The organism is Pontixanthobacter sp. (assembly GCF_049682855.1).
Lineage (GTDB): Bacteria > Pseudomonadota > Alphaproteobacteria > Sphingomonadales > Sphingomonadaceae > Pontixanthobacter.
Map to the genome: position 1 here is coordinate 89,811 of NZ_JBAUIK010000016.1, position 18,287 is coordinate 108,097.

Sequence of the window (18,287 nt, forward strand, 5' to 3'; positions counted from 1 at the left end):
CCTGATCACCTTTTGCTGACGGGAATATAGTCGCGCTCTGTCGGGCCGGTGTATAGCTGGCGCGGACGACCGATGACCTGAGCCGGATCGGAAATCATTTCGTTCCACTGCGCGACCCAGCCAACCGTACGGGCCAGAGCGAACAGGGCGGTAAACATTGTCGTCGGGAAACCGATTGCCGACAAGATCACGCCTGAGTAGAAATCGACGTTTGGAAACAGTTTCTTCTCTTTGAAATAATCATCATTGAGCGCCATTTCTTCAAGTTGAAGAGCAACTTCAAAGACCGGATCGGTCACGTTCAGCGCGTCAAATACTTCACGAACGGTTTTCTGCATCACGGTCGCGCGGGGATCGTGGTTTTTGTACACGCGGTGGCCAAAGCCCATCAGGCGGAATGGATCGTTTTTATCTTTCGCCCGCTCAATATAATGCGGAATACGATCAGGAGTGCCAATTTCGCGTAGCATATTGAGCGCCGCTTCGTTTGCCCCGCCATGTGCCGGTCCCCACAGGCAGGCAATACCCGCTGCAGTACAGGCAAACGGGTTCGCCCCCGACGAGCCAGCCAAACGCACCGTTGATGTGGATGCGTTCTGTTCGTGATCTGCATGCAGAATGAAAATTTTATCCATCGCGCGCTCAACTGCCGGAATAACTTCGTACTCCTCTGCGGGCACGCCAAAGGTCATGCGCAGGAAGTTGCCGGTATAGGATAGCGAATTGTCAGGATGCATAAATGGCTGACCGATCGAATATTTATACGCCATTGCGGCAATCGTCGGCATTTTCGCGATCAAGCGGTGGCTGCTGATCTTACGGTGTTCCGGGTCAGAGATGTCAGTGCTGTCGTGATAAAAGGCTGACAATGCGCCTACAACCCCGCACATAATCGCCATCGGGTGGGCATCTCGGCGAAATCCCTGATAGAACTGACGGAGCTGATCGTGCAGCATCGTGTGCCGTGTGATGGTATAGTTAAAGTCATCAAGCTCTTCACCCGATGGCAATTCACCATTGAGCAGCAGATATGCGGTTTCCATGAAGCTGGAATGTTCCGCCAATTGGCCAATCGGATATCCGCGGTGAAGCAGAACGCCTTCATTACCGTCAATATATGTGAGCGCGCTTTCGCAACTGGCGGTTGATTTATATCCCGGATCGAACGTGAAAGCGCCGGTCGTGCCGTAAAGCTTGCGAATGTCGATGACATCGGGTCCGACGCTGCCTTGCAAAACCGGAAACTCTTGAGTTTGTCCGTTCAATTCCAGTTTCGCCTGAGTATCAGCCACGTTTATTCTCCTTGGGTCCGGGTGGATTTCGCGTGTCCGTTCAGCCGTGACTTGGCGAAACTGCCTGAGCGTTTATTCGCGCAAGAGCTTCGTCTCGTCCGAGCAGGACCAGCACATCGAAAATCCCGGGTGACGTTGTCGTTCCGGTGAGCGCGGCTCGCATGGGCTGCGCTATTTTGCCGAAGCCCAGTTCGAGCTCCGCTACAAGTGCTTTCGTACTGGCTTCGAGAGCGTCGAATGTCCAGTCATTTTGTTCGCTCAGCCGCGCTGAAACTTGCCAGAGGTATGCGCGGCCTTCGTCGGTAAGCATCGTGGCCGCTTTGTCGGTCATATCGAGCGGTAAAGTCGCGAATAAGAAACTGGCCCCGGTGATCAGATCATCAAGCGTTTTTGCCCGCTGCTTGAGTACAGGCATGGCCCGCTCAAGGAGGTCGACGTCTGTCTGATCTGTACGTCCGGCTTCATCGGCCGCCAGCTGCGCGAGGCGCCTATCATCCGCCAAGCGAATATAATGACCGTTCAAATTTTCCAGCTTTTTCAGATCAAAGCGTGAAGGGCTTTTGCCGACCCCGTTCAAGGTGAACAGCTCTACCGCTTGTTGCCGATCAATCTCCTCAAGGTCACCGTGGGCCCAGCCAAGCCGCAGCAGATAGTTGCATAATGCCTCAGGCAATATGCCCATCTCATCGCGGTAGGCACCAACGCCTAGTGCGCCATGACGTTTGGAAAGCTTCGCCCCATCAGAGCCGTGGATCAGGGGAATATGGGCATAGGCTGGGTCTGGCCAACCGCCCTCAATCGCGTCCATCGCGCGGTAGATTGGCAATTGGCGGAAGGCGTTGTTCAAATGGTCATCACCGCGGATGATATGGGTGCAGCCCATATCGTGATCATCGACAACAGCGGCGAGCATATAGGTTGGCGTACCGTCGGCGCGCACAATAATGTAATCGTCAATTTCCGCATTCTCTACCCAGACATCACCCTGGACCATATCGCTGATCTTGGTTCGGCCGCTGGCCGGCGTCTTTATGCGGATGGTAAATGCAGCGCCCTCTGGTGCCTCGGCAGGGTCCCGATCACGCCACTGGCCGTTATAGAGCAGCGGTTGTTTGGACTCACGCTGTTCGGCGCGCATGGCTGCGAGTTCGTCTGGCGTGGCATAACACCGATAGGCATGACCGTGTTCAAGCAGGATTCCGGCGATTTCGGCGTGCCGTTCGACGCGGGCGGACTGAAATACCGGCTCTTCATCATAATCAAGACCGAGCCAGTCCAGCCCATCAAGTATCGCGTCGATGGCTTCATCAGTGGAACGCTTTTTATCGGTGTCTTCGATACGTAGAAGCGCCTTGCCGCCATAATGCCGGGCAAATAACCAATTGAATAAAGCCGTGCGTGCCCCCCCAATATGCAGAAACCCGGTAGGCGACGGTGCGAACCGAGTGACAACGTTACCCATATCATGATCAGTTTTACTTGCCATAGACCGCTATTTCCTATCCAATTCGCGGTATGGCGACCGGCAATACACATGTACCCTTTGACAAGAACACTCAACAGGTGCGTAGTAGCGCGGCAGCCAGCGAAAATGCTGCAGTGCAGCACCCTTGGCTCAGACTGCTGCCATTGTCCAGTTCTGGCGATATTATCGAACGGTTTCTCGAAAATTCCGGGTTCGATAGGGGGCCGTGGCTGACAGTCGCATTTGCCAGCGGTATTTCTGCGTGGTTCATTCTTGATGCGCCTTGGCAATGGACTGCTGCGATTGGCATAGCCGCTTTATTGGCATTGGCCGCGCTGGCGGCATGGCGAGATGCCGACGAGCAGCGTACGCAGATACGCTCCGCCGTCATTGCTGTCTCGGTTCTCTTTGCATTGGGGGTTATGGTCATATGGGTGCGCTCTGAAATCGTCGGGGCGGAGCCTCTGGACCGGGCGCAGGTCAGCATGCTTGATGCCCGCATCTTGTCTCGTGATGAACAGCCGGCGCGTGACCGGGTAAGGTTAATTCTCGCGATGCGGGATGCAGAAAGCGCCGCCGCGCGCAAAATTCGTGTGAATGTTCCCCTGGCTCAGGACCGCCCGGAATTTGCCGAGGGAGCGCGCATCCGCTTGCGTGTCCGCTTAATGCCGCCTGCGCCGCCAATGCTGCCTGGCGCCTATGATTTTTCGCGCGCAGCATGGTTTCAGGGGCTTGCTGCAACCGGCTCTGTCCTGGGGGAGATCCAGGTTATCGAGACGGCGGCGAAGCCTGAATTGCTCGCGGAAACCCAGCGACAATTGGCAGGCCATGTTCGCAGCCAGCTAAGCGGATCTGCAGGGGCAATCGCCGCCGCACTGGTGAGCGGCGATCGGGGCGCGATCAGCGATGCGGATGAAGAAGCGATGCGCGATTCGGGATTGACCCATCTGTTATCTATAAGCGGTCTGCATGTCAGCGCGGTGATTGCTGCCGCGTATCTGCTGGCCATCAAGACGCTGGCCCTGTTTCCCTATATTGCGCTGCGCTGGCGTTTACCGATTGCCGCCGCTGCGATCGCTGCGTTGGCGGGCATCGGCTACACTCTGCTTACCGGCGCCGAGGTACCGACCGTGCGGAGCTGCATTGGCGCCGTGCTCGTCCTGGTTGCGCTAAGTTTGGGCAGAGAGGCGCTGTCACTGCGGATGGTTGCGGCAGCAGCATTCTTTGTCCTGCTGCTATGGCCAGAGGCATTGGTGGGGCCGAGTTTCCAGATGAGCTTCGCCGCCGTGTTGGCGATTGTTGCGCTTCATAACTCCCAGCCGGTCAAAACCTTTCTGGCCCCGCGCGAAGAGAGCTGGCTTGCCAGAACCGGCCGAAGAGCGTCGATGCTTCTCCTCACGGGGCTGGTTATTGAAATAGCATTGATGCCGATAGTGCTGTTCCATTTTCACCGTGCCGGTGTGTATGGCGCGTTTGCTAACATGATCGGTATTCCGCTGACCACATTTGCTTCCATGCCGCTCATTGCGGTTTCATTACTGCTTGATGTAATCGAGTGGGGAGAGCCAGCGTGGTGGCTTACTGGAAAGTCGTTAGATCTGCTTATTGGGGTCGCGCATTTCACTGCTTCTCGGCCCGGGGCCGTAAAATTGATGCCAGATATGGCCGGACCGATTTACGCCATGTTTTTGGCGGGCGCGCTGTGGCTTGCCTTGTGGCGCGGAACGGTCCGGCTGTGGGGGGTATTCCCGGCGGCCCTTGCTATGCTGGTGTTTGTGCTTCAGCCCCCGCCAGACATCCTGATCTCCGGTGATGGTCGTCATGTCGGGATTGCAGGAGAAGGACAGCGGTTGCTGGTTTTGCGCGACACTCGCAGCACATATACCCGCGATAATCTGCTCGAATTGGCCGGAATGGGCGGCCAACCCATACCGCTCGACCAATGGAGCGGCGCCCGGTGCAGTCGTGACTTCTGCGCGCTGACCATCGATCGTGACGGAAAAGCGTGGCACATTTTGATGGCGCGCAGCCGCGACCGGATTGAATCGCGCGCATTAGCTGCCGCATGTGAGCGGGCCGATATTGTGGTTGCCGACAGATATCTGCCGCGCTCGTGCAGACCCAAATGGCTTAAGGCGGATCGGCGGTTGCTGGATAAAACCGGCGGTCTGTCAATCAATCTGGTACGAGAAAATATTCGTTCTGTATCTCAGTCGATGGGGCAACACGGGTGGTGGCACAGCGAACCGCGATAAGGCCGTTCGCTGCGTATCATTCCGTTTTTTTAATGATAGCGGCGCAAAAGGCCCGCGAGTTTGCCCTGAACTTCCACCTGCCCAGGCTGATAGATTTGCGGAGAGTAAGTCGAATTGGCTGGATCAAGACGAACCATTCCCGCATCGCGGTGCAAATATTTTAGCGTAGCTTCTTCATTATCAACCAGCGCCACTACGATTTCTCCATCGCGGGCCGTGCTGGTACGTTTAATGAGCGCAAAATCGCCATCAAAGATACCGGCTTCAATCATCGAATCGCCTGACACTTCCAAGGCGTAATGATCCCCTGGACCGAGCAGCGCCGCCGGAACCGGTAAACTGCTCTGTCCTTCAAGTGCCTCTATCGGCGCGCCAGCGGCGATCCGGCCATGCAGGGGTAGTTCAATGACATCATTGGCGGGTTCAGGCTGCGCCATCGTGGACGCTGGGATACGCACGACGGAGGCGGTTGTCAGATCATTATCAGCCGCCGGGGCAACGGCGGCAGGCAGCGCGTCTTCCGGATTTTTCAAAACTTCGAGAGCGCGTGCCCGATTGGGTAAACGGCGGATAAAGCCGCGCTCTTCCAAAGCCGAAATCAACCGGTGCACGCCTGATTTGCTTTTCAGATCGAGCGCGGATTTCATTTCCTCAAACGAAGGCGAAATACCGGTTTCTTCCAGACGCTGCTGGATGAACCGGATGAGTTCGTGTTGCTTTGCGGTCAGCATGGAGAATTGCTCCTTAGTCGCACATGTCTGTTCGAACGTCAAAATGCGAACGAATACAGAACAATTAGGCAACCTTTGCCGCGAAGTCAAGCAATCCCGACGTTTTAGAAAGGGTATATTGGAACGTCTGTTCCCATTGTGGCGCTGCCGCAATTTTCGGGACGCTCGATAAAGGCGTTGGCAGATGCGAGCGCGCGCAGGGCGCTGCTATCCTGCTCAGCAATCGGGGTGACCCGGCTTCCGTCCCATATCCCTCTGACGAATTCGCGGCGCGGACCGCCCGGGGGCAGGGTGTCTGCCAATGTTGCGCTCAGCTTTTGGGGCATCGGCGATGGCGACCCCGCCATCTGTTTCAACAGGGGAAGCAAAAACAGAAATGCTGTGGTAAAGCTGGACACGGGATTACCGGGCAAACCCAAGATAATCTGCCGTCCGCGTTGCGCCACCAGCAGGGGTTTGCCCGGTTTGATCGCGACCCGCCAAAATGCAATTTCTGCACCGAATTGCTTGAGTGCGGGTTGGACAAGATCATAGTCGCCAACCGATGCGCCGCCGCTGGTGACGATAATATCGGCATTGCGCGCTGCATCCAGCGCCGCGCCTAACGCGCTTACCGTGTCTTCCACTGGACCAATTATATCTGTTTTACGGGTTAGCCCCTCGCACAGTGCGGTAAGCATTGCATTGTTGCTGGCCGGGATGGCAGATAGCCCCGCTTGCGCAGGGTCGGCGACCAATTCATCTCCCCCTTCGATCAAGGCAAGCGATGGCAAGCGCATCACCTCAAGCACTCCGTGTCCCGCGCTGAGAGCCAGGGCAATCTGGGCAGGACCGATCCGCGTGCCCGCAGCCAAAATGCGATCGCCAGTATGAAAGTCGAAACCTGTTTGGCGTATATAGTGTCTGTCGGGCGGCGAGGAGAGGGCGCCGATCGTTGCGCCATCGGTTCGCGCATCCTCTTGTATCAGAACTCGGTCTGCACCTTTTGGCATGGCCGCACCGGTGGAAATGCGGACGGCCTGAGCGTGCTGCACGATACCGGTAAACGGTTTCCCGCACCGGCTTTCACCGATGATCCGCCACGGGCCGCTGCCAGATATGGCATAACCGTCCATTGATGATAGATCTGTTGGGGGCTGTGTTCGCTGCGCGGCAAGTGCCTGCGCCAGATACCGGCCATTCGCCTCAGCAGTAATAACCGTTTGCGTGCCGGGGGTAGCCGCGAGCGCCAGCAGCTTTTTCTGGGCATCATGCAAAGAAAGCGGTTCGGGCACGGTCGCCAGCGGTTTCATCGATCGGCTGCGTGCCAGTCGCGCGATTTGCCGCCGGTCTTTGAAACCAGCTTTATTTCGCCAACTATCATGTCTTTATCAAGGGCTTTACCCATATCATATAAGGTCAGCAGGGCGACCGATACCGCAGTCATCGCCTCCATCTCGGCACCGGTTTTTGCTGTAAGCGAGACGGTCGCGTTCACCTCGATCGCGTTGTCTTTTAGCGCGAAATCAACTGTTACTCTATCCAGAGCGAGCGGGTGGCATAGGGGGATAAGCTCGCTGGTTTTTTTCGCTGCCATGATACCAGCGATGCGCGCTGTGCCCAGGACATCGCCTTTTGGGGCGTTACCTGACCGAATCGCTTCCAATGCATTGGCGGACATTCGGATAACGCCGGATGCAGTCGCTGTTCGCAGCGTTTCAGCCTTGCCGCCGACGTCCACCATTCGGGCCGATCCGCTATTGTCGAGGTGAGTGAGGGCGCTCATAGGTTCAGCAGCTTCCTGGTTGCTGACACGATATCATTCTGCCTCATCAGGCTTTCACCGACCAGAAAGTTTCGTACGCCGCATTCTTCCAGCCGCAGACAATCCGCATGGGCCGAAAGGCCGCTTTCGCTCACAATCAGCGCATCTTGCGGGGCAAGTGGCAATAACCGTTCGGTTACGGCCAGATCGGTTACAAAGCGTTTCAGGTCGCGATTGTTAATGCCGATCAATCGCGATTGCAGATGAACAGCGCGTTCGAGCTCGGCTTCGTCATGCACCTCCACCAGCACATCCATTCCGTAATGCAGAGCTGCCTCTTCAATATCTGCCATTTCCGGATCGGTTAATGCTGCCACGATAATCAGAATTGCATCGGCGCCGATTGATCGCGCCTCTGCCACTTGCCACGGGTCGACCATGAAATCCTTGCGCAGTACCGGCAATCTGCAGGCATTGCGCGCAGCGATGAGATATGATTCATGACCTTGAAAATAGGGCGCATCGGTCAGCACCGACAGGCATGCCGCACCGCCTCTCTCATAGGCTGCGGCGTGATTGGCAGGGTGGAAGTCCTCGCGGATCAAGCCTTTGGACGGAGAGGCTTTCTTGATTTCCGCAATTAATCCAAACCCGCCTTGAGATTTCGCGCGCAGGGCATCGGTAAACCCGCGCGGTGCGGTTTGCTGCTGTGACAGCGCCTCAAGATCAGCAATTGACCGGGCCGCTTTGCGAGTAGCCACTTCTTCGCGTTTGACGGAACAGATTTCATCAAGCTTGTTCATTGCGCCATCGCAATCCAGCGGCCTAGCAAGTCTTTGGCGGCGCCCGTATCAATCGATTGACGCGCCATGTCAGCGCCATCGGTCCAGCTATCGGTTACACCGGCCACAAGGAACGACGCGGCTGCGTTAAAAATTACCGCATCGCGGTATGCGCCCGGCTCGCCGTTCAGCAGGGCCGTCAGCGCCGCCGCATTAAACACTGCATCATCCCCTTGGATCGCGGCTATGGGTGCAGCGGCAAGGCCCACTTCGCCGGCGTCTTTGCGCTTCATGACAAAGCTGTTACCGCGCACATCGGCAATTTCATTGCCCCCGGCCAGGCTAAGCTCGTCGAGCCCCTCATCACCCGACACGATCATCGTGCGCTCTGTTCCCAAAGCGGCTTTGGCGGCGGCATAAATCGGGACATATGCGGGGCGGGCAATGCCGATCAACTGCGACTTTACGCCAGCCGGATTGGATAATGGGCCCATCAAGTTGAAGATCGTGCGGCGACCAAGTTTCTTCCGGATCGGTTGAATACGGCCCATTGCGGGATGGTGATTTTTCGCAAACAGAAAACAGATACCGATTTCGGCGAGTGATTTTTCCGCCGTCCGTCCCGCAGCATCCATGTCAAGGCCAAGCGCCTCCAGCGTGTCCGCCGCGCCCGATTTGGACGAAGCCGCGCGATTGCCATGTTTGGCGACTGGTATACCCGCTGCGGCGACTACCAGAGAGACAGCGGTCGATACGTTGAGCGTGTGATGACCGTCACCCCCGGTGCCGCAGACATCTATCGCATTATCGGGCGCAGCCACCGGAATCAGCCGCGCACGTAACGCTCTGGCAGCGCCAGCGATTTCTGCGCCAGTTTCGCCGCGATCGGATAGGTCGATCAGAAACCGGGCAATTTCCTCTTCCGATGTTTCACCGTCCAGCAAGGTACCGAATATAGTTTCGGCATCCGTTTCGCTCAGGACAGCATCGGCTGCGGGAAGGGTCTTCATGGATAGTCTTTCGGCGTTATTCCGCAAATTCGGAGGAAATTGGCGAGCAGAGCATGACCATGTTCGGTCGCGATACTCTCGGGATGAAATTGCACGCCGTGAATGGGCAAGGATGCGTGGCGCAAACCCATAATGCAATCCTCGTCATGTCCTTCCGTGCTGCTGGTGGCATTTACCGCCAGGCTGTCCGGTGCATCCTGTACAATGAGCGAATGGTACCGGGTCGCGGTATAGGGTGAGGGCAAACCGGCAAACACCCCGGACCCGTCATGCGTGATCGGCGAAGTTTTGCCATGCATCAAACCGCCGCGCACCACCGTGCCGCCAAAATGTTGCCCGATGGACTGATGGCCCAGGCAAACGCCAAGCATTGGCCTTTCGGCATCGGCGCAAGCGGCAACCAGATCCAGGCTCACGCCCGCTTTATCGGGCGTGCATGGACCGGGCGAAATGAGATAGCCCGCCGCGCCATATGCGATCGCCTCCCTCGCAGTGATTGCATCATTGCGTTCGACACGCACATCCGCGCCCAGCTCCATCAGATAATGGACCAGGTTGAAAGTGAAGCTATCGTAATTGTCGATAACCAGAATGGTGGGATTGCTGTGCATCACGTCTGCCGCGCTACTCGCGGTTCTCTATCACAATCAAGGGGCCGAGCGCGGCGCCTGCGTCCATCCGGCCGGTCGCGGGGTCCCACAAGGCGGACACATTGCCATCAAGGAAGAGCGCATTGGGCACTTTAAGCTCGTCGCGATAAAAGCGCGCCAAGACGCCAAAGGAAAGTGGAGCATTGGCAATGACGAAATGCGCGCGCCCATCTGTGCCAATGCCGACGCCGTTACGGATCGCTTTGGAGGGCCCGTTATCTGCTATTTTTGGATGCAGCTTTCCATCTATGACGAGCATCGGGCCGGACTGCGTGCCGAAATCGGGCCTGTCTCCGATCATCCTGTAAAAATAATCGGATGTATGAACTTGCCATGTGCCGCCCGTGCCAAAAAATACCCCGTTTGGCATAAGATGGAAGTTCCCCGGCCCATCGCTGCGATTAAGTTCCTTTGTGCGGTTCCTGTTCTGGACGTAGTAGCCGATAGGCTTGCCTTCACCGTTAAACATTCCGCCATTTACGGCAAAGGCGACCGATTTTGCATCTGCACCGCGTGAGGATGCGAGTTTGGACAGGCTGCGATAGGGCTTACCATCTGCGCCTGACAGAGCTGTGACAATACGGTGTATGGCGGGATCGGCAGTACAATGCGTCAGCAGGACCTGTTCAAAGGTGACATCCCGGCAAACGGATGCGCGTTCGCTCTGTTCTGTTTCTTCGATGGCGCCTGTGTCATCAGCCTTGTTCTGCGGTGCTTGCCCGGGAATATCTTCCGCGACGCCGCTGCCAATTTCGGTCCGCAGAACGGGCTGGCCCTCAGGCTCCTGATTGCAACCGGCAAGCAACAGAACGGGCGTTAACAACGGTAATAGGAGTGATCGTTTCATCTTCATTGGCCAAATCCTGGCTCGCCCGCAATACGCGCGGCCTCCTGAGCTGCGGCGAACAACGCGCCGGCTTTCGCCTCGCATTCGCGCTGCTCATATTCAGGCTTGCTGTCCGCCACAATACCTGCGCCCGCTTGGACATGAAGAATACCATCCTTCACCACACCTGTGCGCAAAACTATGCAGCTATCAACCGATCCATCGGGTGCAAAATACCCAACCCCGCCCGCATACGCCCCGCGCGTTTCCGGTTCCAGTCCGGCAATAATCTCGCACGCCCTGATTTTCGGGGCGCCGCTGACTGTGCCCGCAGGAAAGCCTGCAAACATGGCATCAAGCGTATCGTGGTCCGACGACAGAGTGCCGACAACATTACTGACGATATGCATGACGTGGCTGTAACGCTCCACACAGAAACTGTCAGTCACCTCGACAGAGCCGCATGTTGCAACGCGCCCTACATCATTGCGGCCAAGGTCGAGCAACATTAAATGTTCGGCCAGTTCCTTCGGATCATTCAGCAGGCTCGCCTCGGCAGCAAGGTCTGCCTCCTCGTCCGCGCCGCGAGGGCGCGTTCCGGCGATGGGACGGATTGTAACCTTGCCATCTCGCACCCGTACCAATATTTCAGGGCTCGATCCGACCACGGCAAATCCGGGCAGGTCCAGGAAGTAGAGAAACGGAGAAGGGTTTACTCGCCGCAATGCCCGGTACAGCGAAAGCGGCGGCAGCGGAAACGGGCAGGTAAAACGCTGCGCCAGAACGACCTGGAAAATATCGCCTGCTTCGATGTAGGATTTTGCCTTGCTGACCATAGCGGCATAATCACCTTCGGCCATCGTTGGCTGAAGCGACATTTCCGGCAGGTCTGCGGATTGACTGGCGGCAGGCGCAGGCTGCCCCAACCGGCGAATAGTGTCATCGATCCTGTCGGCGGCGCGTGCAATCGCTTGGGATGGATCAGTGCCGGCTGTATGCCACAGCGGTGCAACCGCGAACATAACTTCGCTCAAGCTATCAAATATCAAGATCACGGTCGGGCGTACAAATAGCATGTCAGGTAACGCCAGATCGCTATCAGGCGCCCGCGGAAGTTTTTCTACCAGGCCGATTGTTTCATACCCGAAATACCCGACCAGACAGGCAAGGGCAGGGGGTAATCCACCTGGCACATCAATCCGGCAGCTTTCCACCAGAGCGCGCAGAGCAGGCAGGCTGGTTTCACGACACAGTTCAAAGGCATTCCGGTCATTCTGCCAATTGGGATTGATTGCCGCCTGTGTTCCTGCGGCGCGGAACACCAGATCAGGATCAAGCCCCAGCAAGCTGTAACGCCCGCGAACTTCGCCTCCTTCGACCGATTCGAGCAGAAAATCTCCGCGCCCCTCGCTGATCAGTTTGACTGCTGCCCCAACGGGGGTTTCGGTATCTGCAATTATCTTGCGCCACACCAATGTATGCTCCCCTGCGGAGAGTTGCGCGTGCGCGGTCTCTGCATTGAGCGGCCCGTGGGTGTGCGGCGAAGGCATTGGGCGACCGATCGCCCTTAATTTTCGCCGGTCAATTGGCGGCGTACGGCGTCAATCGCGTTCTCATTGCGCTCCGAACCCATTTCCGCGATGATCGCAGCACGGAGCTGGTCACTATATTCGCGGCCAATCGCTTGCGCCAGGTCCGCTTTGGTTTGCGTGAAAATCGGATCATCAGACGCAATCGTACCGGCTTCAATGTCAGCAAGACTAACTATGAACCACCCTCCGCTGCGCGGCGCTTCCAGACGTTTTGTAGTGCCTTCTGCCATGCTGAACATAAGTGCCAATGGTGGCGGCACCTGGCGGCCCTGCGCAGCGAGTTGCTCGCGGGTTAAGTTCACGCTCTCGGCAGGCGGTAGATTGACGTCTTCGGCATTCATGGCAGCGGACAGGCTGGAGCCGCCTGACACACGCTTGAGAATGCGGTCAGCGGCGGCCTTCGCCGCTTTTGATCCTTGGGACAGGCGATAGGCCAGTTCGACACGCTGCCGAATTTCAGAGAGCGGCGCGGCTGCAGATTCCGTGATCGCAGTAACTTCGAATATCAGAAAGGTTTCCCCCGGGACAACTTCGGCCAGCTGGGGTTCGCTTTCTTCCATCTGGAATGCGGTCTGGAGCGCGGGTGCCACGATGTCCGCGATGCGCTCCTGACCGTTATCATATACCACACCTGCACCTGTTACGGCTTTGGTCGTGACGATATCTGCGCCGATCTGCTTGGCAATATCTGCCAGCGACACGCCGTCTTCAACCTGTTCTTCAACGCGGGCTGCAAGGTCATTCAACGCTTTACGACGTTTTTCTTCGCGTAGAGCGGCGGTAATCTCGCTGCGGGCCTGTTCCAGGTTGCGGCCGGCCTTGCGCTCAATCGCGTCAATTCGGGCAATATGGAAGCCCAGACCGCTGCGGGCAGGGGCGGCGATGCGGCCGCGCTCTGCACCGAAGACTGCTTGCGCAACAGCGGCAGACGTCTGGGCGGTAAGTTGTTCCTGTGTTACCGGTCCGATATTGGCGGTCTGCAAGCCCGCTTCGCGTGCCGCCGCTTCTAGTGATGTCCCAGCATGAACCCGGTCACGGATGGATTGCGCCGCAGCCTGCGTCGGCACGATCATCTGGGTAATTGTGCGCGATTGGCTAGGGGCATATTGCGCGCGGTTCTGTTCATATCTGGCGGCGATTTCCTCATCGCTAGGGTCGATATTATCGCTGACCGCGTCATCGCCAAACGCGGCATAGCGCAGAACGCGGCGTTCCGGGCGGATGTAATCGCCGCGCGTTTTTTCGTAAAATGCCTGAATTTGCGCATCCCCGGCCTCCTTTTCCGACACAAAGGCAGTGGATGGAATGACGCCGATTGATCCCTGACGGCGTTCCTTCAATAATGAGGCATATTGCTGGGCAAACGCGTCAGGCGTGGCTGCGCCAAATGCCGAAGGCACAAGAATCTGCTGTGCGAGCAGCCCTTTACCCAAATCATCCCGGACCTGCGCATCAGTCAGCCGCTGCTGCGCCAGCGCGGCACGATATGTCTCATTGTCAAAATTGCCGTCGGAGCCGCGAAATGCAGGAATGGTCATAATTTGGCTGTTCACCAAATTGTCGCCAGCCCTAAGCCCGTATTTATTGGCAAAGCCGCTAAGTGCGGCACGCTCGATCAATTGATCCAAAACCTGATCCAATCCGCCTTGTTGAATGAAGGAAGGCATGGATATGGTCGGATTGTTTCGGCGCAAATTATCCAAAGCCCCGGACGCTGACTGGCTTAGCTCGGATGCGCTGATCTTCTCGTCACCCACCACTGCAACCCGGTCACCCCCGGCGACACCGCCAAAAGTACCCGTGTTGGCAACATCGCTGCTGGCGAAAGCGAAAGCAATCAAACCGAGGAACGCCAATGTGGCCACGATTCCGATTTTGGATTGGAAGAATCGGCGGAAAGTCTGAATCATGGTGGAGGAAATCCGATTAAGGCTGCCAAACAGGTCAGGTTTGTGAAATTAGGCATTGTCCTTTATCGCCCCTGCGACCTCACGGCAACAGGTGGAGACTTGTTTTGACCTATTGCGGCTCTGCGTCTAGCGGACCGGCTGTTTGATCCCATATACACCGATGCGATGGGTGTCATAACAGAACAACCATTTGTTTTTATTAGTTTTCAGGAATTTCTCTATGGCCGAACGGCCTTACATAGTTGGCAATTGGAAGATGAATGGCACGCGCGCTATGCTGTCCGAAGCGCGCGCGATCGATCGTTCTGCACAAAGATTGATGAAAGTGGAGGTCGCGCTGGCGCCGCCATTCACTTTGATTCACGCGGTCCATCGGGAAGTGGAGCAAATTGGTGTTGGCGCGCAGGATTGCCACCCTAATCCCGAGGGTGCCAATACTGGCGATGTTTCCGCAATGATGGCCGCTGATGCTGGCGCGAAATTCGTCATTCTCGGACATAGCGAACGGCGTCAGGATCACGGCGAAAATGACGATTTGATCAAGGCCAAGGTGGATGCTGCGGTGCAGGCCGGACTGCGCGTTATTCTGTGCTGCGGGGAAACCGAGCAATCCCGCGATGCAAGGCAGGCAGAAGCATTCGTATGCGATCAGCTGCGCGGCTCGTTACCGGCAGGTTTTGACAAAGCGGAAGAGGCGCTGACCATCGCATACGAACCGATCTGGGCCATCGGAACAGGGCGCACACCCACTTCGCAAGAGATCGGCTCGATGCATGCAGCCATCCGCTCTCTACTGGTGTCGCTTTACGGCGCTGAGCAGGCCGCGAGCGTACGCATTCTCTACGGCGGATCGGTCAAGCCTGACAATGCCGCAGAGCTCCTTGCTATAGACGAGGTTGGTGGGGCGCTCGTTGGCGGCGCCAGCCTGACTGCGGAAAGTTTTCTCGGCATTGTCATCGCGGCTGCCGAAATTCAGGATTAACACGTCTAACGCTAAGCGGGCTTGCCCTAAACCAGACACAGCATTAGGTGCTGTCCACCATTTGAAGAGTATCGTTTCATGTCCCTGTTCCTGTTCCTCACTGTCGTCCAAGCGATTGTTGCCGCCGCTCTGGTGGTTGTAATCCTGATGCAGCGTTCCGAAGGCGGCGGCCTCGGTATTGGCGGCAGCCCTAACGGTATGATGAGCGCGCGCGGCGCGGCAGATTTTCTCACACGTTCAACAAAATGGTTGGCTGTGACTTTTGTCATTCTGTCTATCGTGCTTGCCGCTGTTGCGGTCGAAACGACCGGAACAGACGACATTACCAGCACAATTGACCGAACGGTCGCTCCTCAAAATGATCCATTGGCCAGCACGGCCACACCAGCAGAAGCGGCACCGGCTGAACAACCTGGCAGCGATGATCCGCTGGCCGGTACATCAAATTAATCGCCCTATTCTGATCCAATCAGTACAAATCGGCTGACAGCTGTGGATTGCATACATTCGTAGCATCATTCCGCTTGCTCCGAATCCAATTACAGCCTTAAGGCTTGCCTCCCATGGCGCGGTACATATTTATCACCGGCGGCGTGGTTTCCTCGCTCGGCAAAGGTCTGATGGCAGCAAGTCTGGCGGCATTGCTGCAGGCGCGCGGTTACAGGGTGCGAATCCGTAAGTTCGACCCCTATCTCAATGTCGATCCAGGCACCATGAGCCCGTACCAGCATGGCGAAGTGTATGTAACCGATGACGGCGCAGAGACCGATCTCGACCTTGGCCATTATGAACGTTTTACAGGTGTTTCTGCGCGGCAAAGCGACAATGTGACGAGCGGCCGCGTCTATCAAGATATTATCGCGCGCGAACGGCGCGGCGATTATCTGGGCGCAACGGTGCAAGTCATCCCGCACGTGACTGACGAGATAAAAGCGTTTGCTTTGGCAGATACCGATGATCTCGATTTTGTTTTGTGCGAAATCGGGGGCACTGTTGGGGATATTGAATCGCTGCCCTTCATGGAAGCGATCCGGCAGCTGCGGAACGAGCTTGAGCCATTTCAGACCTTGAGCGTACATGTTACTCTGGTGCCCTACATCGCTGCGGCAGGAGAGCTTAAAACCAAACCCACGCAGCACTCAGTGCGCGAATTGGCGGCTTTGGGAATAAAGCCCGATGTCCTGCTGTGCCGAAGCGAGCATGAGATTCCGGAAAGTGAACGCAGGAAAATTGCCAATTTCTGTAACGTGCGATTTGAATCAGTGATCCCTGCACTTGATGCGCCGTCGATTTATTCGGTGCCGCTGCAATATCACCGCGAAGGGCTCGACAGCGAAGTCCTGCGCGGGTTTGGCATCATCGAGGCGCCGGAGCCGGATCTGTCACGCTGGAATGATGTCACTGACCGGTATTTCCATCCCGAAGGCGAGGTAAGCATAGGCGTCGTCGGAAAATATGTCGGTTTGCAGGACGCTTATAAATCACTTAATGAAGCATTGGTTCATGGCGGTATGGCCAACCGGGTGAAGGTCAATATCCGCTGGATCGATGCGGAAGTATTCGAGCAGGACGACGCCGACATAACTGCGCAGCTGGAACCGCTGGATGCAATTCTGGTACCGGGCGGATTCGGAGAGCGCGGCTCTGAGGGGAAAATTGCAAGCGTGCGCTTTGCCCGTGAACGCGAAGTGCCGTTTCTCGGTATTTGTCTTGGCATGCAGATGGCCTGTGTCGAAGGTGCGCGACTGGCCGGGCATCAAGGTGCATCATCGACCGAGTTTGGTTCGACCGATGAAGCTGTGGTCGGTATTATTACCGAATGGATGACTGAGGAGGGATTGCAGACCCGCCAGGATGGCGGCGATCTGGGTGGCACGATGCGGCTTGGCGCATATGATGCGAAACTGGCCGCAGGGAGCAAAGTCAGCGCCATATATGGCGGAGCCGAGTATATTTCTGAACGGCACAGGCATCGTTATGAGGTGAATGCCGCCTACCGCGAGGCGCTGGAGCAGACCGGATTGATGTTCTCCGGTATGTCACCGGACGGATTGCTGCCAGAAATTGTCGAGCGACCTGACCATCCGTGGTTCGTCGGGGTGCAATTTCATCCGGAACTGAAGTCGCGTCCGTTCGACCCGCATCCCTTATTTGATGGGTTTATCGCCGCAGCCTTGAAAAAATCGCGCTTAGTTTAAGCCGCCAGGGCTCTCTTTCTCAATTGGCATAGTGCATATTTTGCAACTATTTGTCTTGATTCTTTGCATAAAGTAGCCTTTTGATGGCAAAAGTTCGTGCAGACATTCTGCTATGTGCAGGCTGGCGCGCTCATCGTACTTGAGCCGAACGTGATCGTTCTTTGCGACCCGGACGATCAAATTCGGGCAAGCCGACGCTTCTGCGTCGAGGGGTGGATCTTCGGATCTGCCCCTTTGCTTTCTGGTGTCGGTTTGCTCGAAAAGCGCATGTAAAACGCCCGCCCCGCATAATACGGGACGGGCGCATCGTACTTATTTGGGAGAAGGTTAAGCCGCGTCGGCCTGGTCGTCCTTGACAACTTCCAGTGCTGCTTGCCCGTTGATAGTGATTTTTTTCGGCTTCATGGCGTCAGGAACTTCGCGGATCAAATCGATCACCAGCAATCCGTCCGCCAGATCAGCGTTTTGGACGAAGACGAAATCGGCCAGTTCAAACCGGCGTTCGAACCCGCGATTGGCAATGCCCATATGGAGCATATCGCCATCGTTGGATTCCGGATCATTCTTCTTACCGACAACTGTCAGAAGATTTTGCTGCGCAGTCACTTCAATATCGTCCGATTTAAAGCCAGCAACAGCAAGAGTGATGCGGTAATTGTCCTCACCGCGGCGCTCTATGTTGAACGGGGGATAATTTTCGCCAGAATTCTTGCGTGCCTGGTTTTCAAGCAGATCAAAAAGATGATCGAAACCGACTGTGCTGCGGCGATAGGGTGTGAAATCAAAACGTGACATCGTGCAAATCCTCATATGAGCAATCTGAAATTATGAAGCCCGCATTGCGCGGCGC

The 18,287-nt window shown here is 56.4% G+C and carries 16 protein-coding genes; 4 read left to right on the forward strand and 12 right to left on the reverse strand.

Translation table 11 applies throughout. The features are described 5' to 3' along the window. Nucleotides 1-5: 5 nt before the first annotated feature. Together WA922_RS10410 and gltX are read right to left on the reverse strand one after the other, a co-directional pair. On the reverse strand, nt 6-1,292 hold the full coding sequence (locus tag WA922_RS10410) for a citrate synthase (RefSeq protein WP_424771634.1): 1,287 nt from the start codon (nt 1,290-1,292) through the stop codon (nt 6-8). Nucleotides 1,293-1,332: 40 nt separating this feature from the next. After that, a complete protein-coding gene (gene gltX / locus WA922_RS10415; protein ID WP_424771635.1) occupies nt 1,333-2,778 on the reverse strand; it encodes a glutamate--tRNA ligase in 1,446 nt (481 codons plus the stop codon). Nucleotides 2,779-2,807: 29 nt separating this feature from the next. Between gltX and WA922_RS10420 the strand changes: the two genes are divergently transcribed. Then, the gene (locus tag WA922_RS10420; RefSeq protein WP_424771636.1) at nt 2,808-5,012 is read left to right on the forward strand and encodes a ComEC/Rec2 family competence protein; all 2,205 of its coding nucleotides are present in this window, start codon (nt 2,808-2,810) and stop codon (nt 5,010-5,012) included. Between the two features lie 29 nt (nt 5,013-5,041). On the opposite strand, the gene lexA is transcribed toward WA922_RS10420, so the two are convergent. The 9 genes from lexA to WA922_RS10465 form a co-directional block, all read right to left on the reverse strand. Continuing rightward, nucleotides 5,042-5,743 (reverse strand): transcriptional repressor LexA, encoded by a 702-nt coding sequence (gene lexA / locus WA922_RS10425; protein ID WP_424771637.1) that lies wholly within the window; start codon nt 5,741-5,743, stop codon nt 5,042-5,044. Between the two features lie 104 nt (nt 5,744-5,847). Beyond that, nucleotides 5,848-7,035 carry a molybdopterin molybdotransferase MoeA gene (locus WA922_RS10430; RefSeq protein WP_424771638.1) on the reverse strand — a complete coding sequence of 396 codons (1,188 nt, stop codon included), beginning with the start codon at nt 7,033-7,035 and terminating at the stop codon, nt 5,848-5,850. Then, on the reverse strand, nt 7,032-7,508 hold the full coding sequence (moaC, locus tag WA922_RS10435) for a cyclic pyranopterin monophosphate synthase MoaC (protein WP_424771639.1): 477 nt from the start codon (nt 7,506-7,508) through the stop codon (nt 7,032-7,034). Before moaC ends, WA922_RS10430 begins: the two co-directional genes overlap by 4 nt. Beyond that, nucleotides 7,505-8,290, reverse strand: coding sequence for an indole-3-glycerol phosphate synthase TrpC (gene trpC, locus WA922_RS10440; protein WP_424771640.1), 786 nt, complete (start codon nt 8,288-8,290; stop codon nt 7,505-7,507). Before trpC ends, moaC begins: the two co-directional genes overlap by 4 nt. Next, entirely contained in the window at nt 8,287-9,279 is a 993-nt protein-coding gene (gene trpD / locus WA922_RS10445) for an anthranilate phosphoribosyltransferase (RefSeq protein ID WP_424771641.1), read from the reverse strand. Before trpD ends, trpC begins: the two co-directional genes overlap by 4 nt. Beyond that, on the reverse strand, nt 9,276-9,890 hold the full coding sequence (locus WA922_RS10450) for an anthranilate synthase component II (protein WP_424771642.1): 615 nt from the start codon (nt 9,888-9,890) through the stop codon (nt 9,276-9,278). Before WA922_RS10450 ends, trpD begins: the two co-directional genes overlap by 4 nt. Nucleotides 9,891-9,903: 13 nt before the next feature. Next, nucleotides 9,904-10,782, reverse strand: a complete 879-nt coding sequence (locus tag WA922_RS10455) for a phosphodiester glycosidase family protein (RefSeq protein WP_424771643.1) — start codon at nt 10,780-10,782, stop codon at nt 9,904-9,906. Then, entirely contained in the window at nt 10,779-12,305 is a 1,527-nt protein-coding gene (locus WA922_RS10460) for an anthranilate synthase component I family protein (RefSeq protein WP_424771644.1), read from the reverse strand. The genes WA922_RS10455 and WA922_RS10460 overlap by 4 nt, the downstream gene beginning before the upstream one ends. A gap of 17 nt (nt 12,306-12,322) precedes the next feature. Further along, nucleotides 12,323-14,257, reverse strand: coding sequence for a SurA N-terminal domain-containing protein (locus tag WA922_RS10465; RefSeq protein WP_424771645.1), 1,935 nt, complete (start codon nt 14,255-14,257; stop codon nt 12,323-12,325). A gap of 220 nt (nt 14,258-14,477) precedes the next feature. Here WA922_RS10465 and tpiA point away from each other — a divergent pair, with 220 nt between their 5' ends. From tpiA to WA922_RS10480, 3 genes are all read left to right on the forward strand, one after another. Next, complete coding sequence (gene tpiA / locus WA922_RS10470) at nt 14,478-15,239, forward strand: triose-phosphate isomerase (protein ID WP_424771646.1); 762 nt, start codon at nt 14,478-14,480, stop codon at nt 15,237-15,239. 78 nt (nt 15,240-15,317) lie between these two features. Next, complete coding sequence (gene secG, locus WA922_RS10475; RefSeq protein WP_424771647.1) at nt 15,318-15,689, forward strand: preprotein translocase subunit SecG; 372 nt, start codon at nt 15,318-15,320, stop codon at nt 15,687-15,689. 113 nt (nt 15,690-15,802) lie between these two features. Continuing rightward, the gene (locus WA922_RS10480; RefSeq protein ID WP_424771648.1) at nt 15,803-17,437 is read left to right on the forward strand and encodes a CTP synthase; all 1,635 of its coding nucleotides are present in this window, start codon (nt 15,803-15,805) and stop codon (nt 17,435-17,437) included. A 327-nt stretch (nt 17,438-17,764) separates the two neighbouring features. On the opposite strand, the gene WA922_RS10485 is transcribed toward WA922_RS10480, so the two are convergent. Then, nucleotides 17,765-18,232 carry an Hsp20 family protein gene (locus WA922_RS10485; RefSeq protein WP_424771649.1) on the reverse strand — a complete coding sequence of 156 codons (468 nt, stop codon included), beginning with the start codon at nt 18,230-18,232 and terminating at the stop codon, nt 17,765-17,767. Nucleotides 18,233-18,287 lie beyond the last annotated feature (55 nt).

Excerpts from the sequence above, each read along its gene's own strand:
- lexA (WP_424771637.1), bottom strand. The coding sequence starts at position 5,743 with ATGCTGACCGCAAAGCAACACGAACTCATCCGGTTCATCCAGCAGCGT.
- WA922_RS10465 (WP_424771645.1), bottom strand. The coding sequence starts at position 14,257 with ATGATTCAGACTTTCCGCCGATTCTTCCAATCCAAAATCGGAATCGTG.
- tpiA (WP_424771646.1), top strand. The coding sequence starts at position 14,478 with ATGGCCGAACGGCCTTACATAGTTGGCAATTGGAAGATGAATGGCACG.
- WA922_RS10430 (WP_424771638.1), bottom strand. The coding sequence starts at position 7,035 with ATGAAACCGCTGGCGACCGTGCCCGAACCGCTTTCTTTGCATGATGCC.
- WA922_RS10485 (WP_424771649.1), bottom strand. The coding sequence starts at position 18,232 with ATGTCACGTTTTGATTTCACACCCTATCGCCGCAGCACAGTCGGTTTC.
- WA922_RS10420 (WP_424771636.1), top strand. The coding sequence starts at position 2,808 with ATGGCGACCGGCAATACACATGTACCCTTTGACAAGAACACTCAACAG.
- WA922_RS10480 (WP_424771648.1), top strand. The coding sequence starts at position 15,803 with ATGGCGCGGTACATATTTATCACCGGCGGCGTGGTTTCCTCGCTCGGC.
- WA922_RS10450 (WP_424771642.1), bottom strand. The coding sequence starts at position 9,890 with ATGCACAGCAATCCCACCATTCTGGTTATCGACAATTACGATAGCTTC.
- moaC (WP_424771639.1), bottom strand. The coding sequence starts at position 7,508 with ATGAGCGCCCTCACTCACCTCGACAATAGCGGATCGGCCCGAATGGTG.
- WA922_RS10460 (WP_424771644.1), bottom strand. The coding sequence starts at position 12,305 with ATGCCTTCGCCGCACACCCACGGGCCGCTCAATGCAGAGACCGCGCAC.
- gltX (WP_424771635.1), bottom strand. The coding sequence starts at position 2,778 with ATGGCAAGTAAAACTGATCATGATATGGGTAACGTTGTCACTCGGTTC.
- trpC (WP_424771640.1), bottom strand. The coding sequence starts at position 8,290 with ATGAACAAGCTTGATGAAATCTGTTCCGTCAAACGCGAAGAAGTGGCT.
- secG (WP_424771647.1), top strand. The coding sequence starts at position 15,318 with ATGTCCCTGTTCCTGTTCCTCACTGTCGTCCAAGCGATTGTTGCCGCC.
- WA922_RS10455 (WP_424771643.1), bottom strand. The coding sequence starts at position 10,782 with ATGAAGATGAAACGATCACTCCTATTACCGTTGTTAACGCCCGTTCTG.
- trpD (WP_424771641.1), bottom strand. The coding sequence starts at position 9,279 with ATGAAGACCCTTCCCGCAGCCGATGCTGTCCTGAGCGAAACGGATGCC.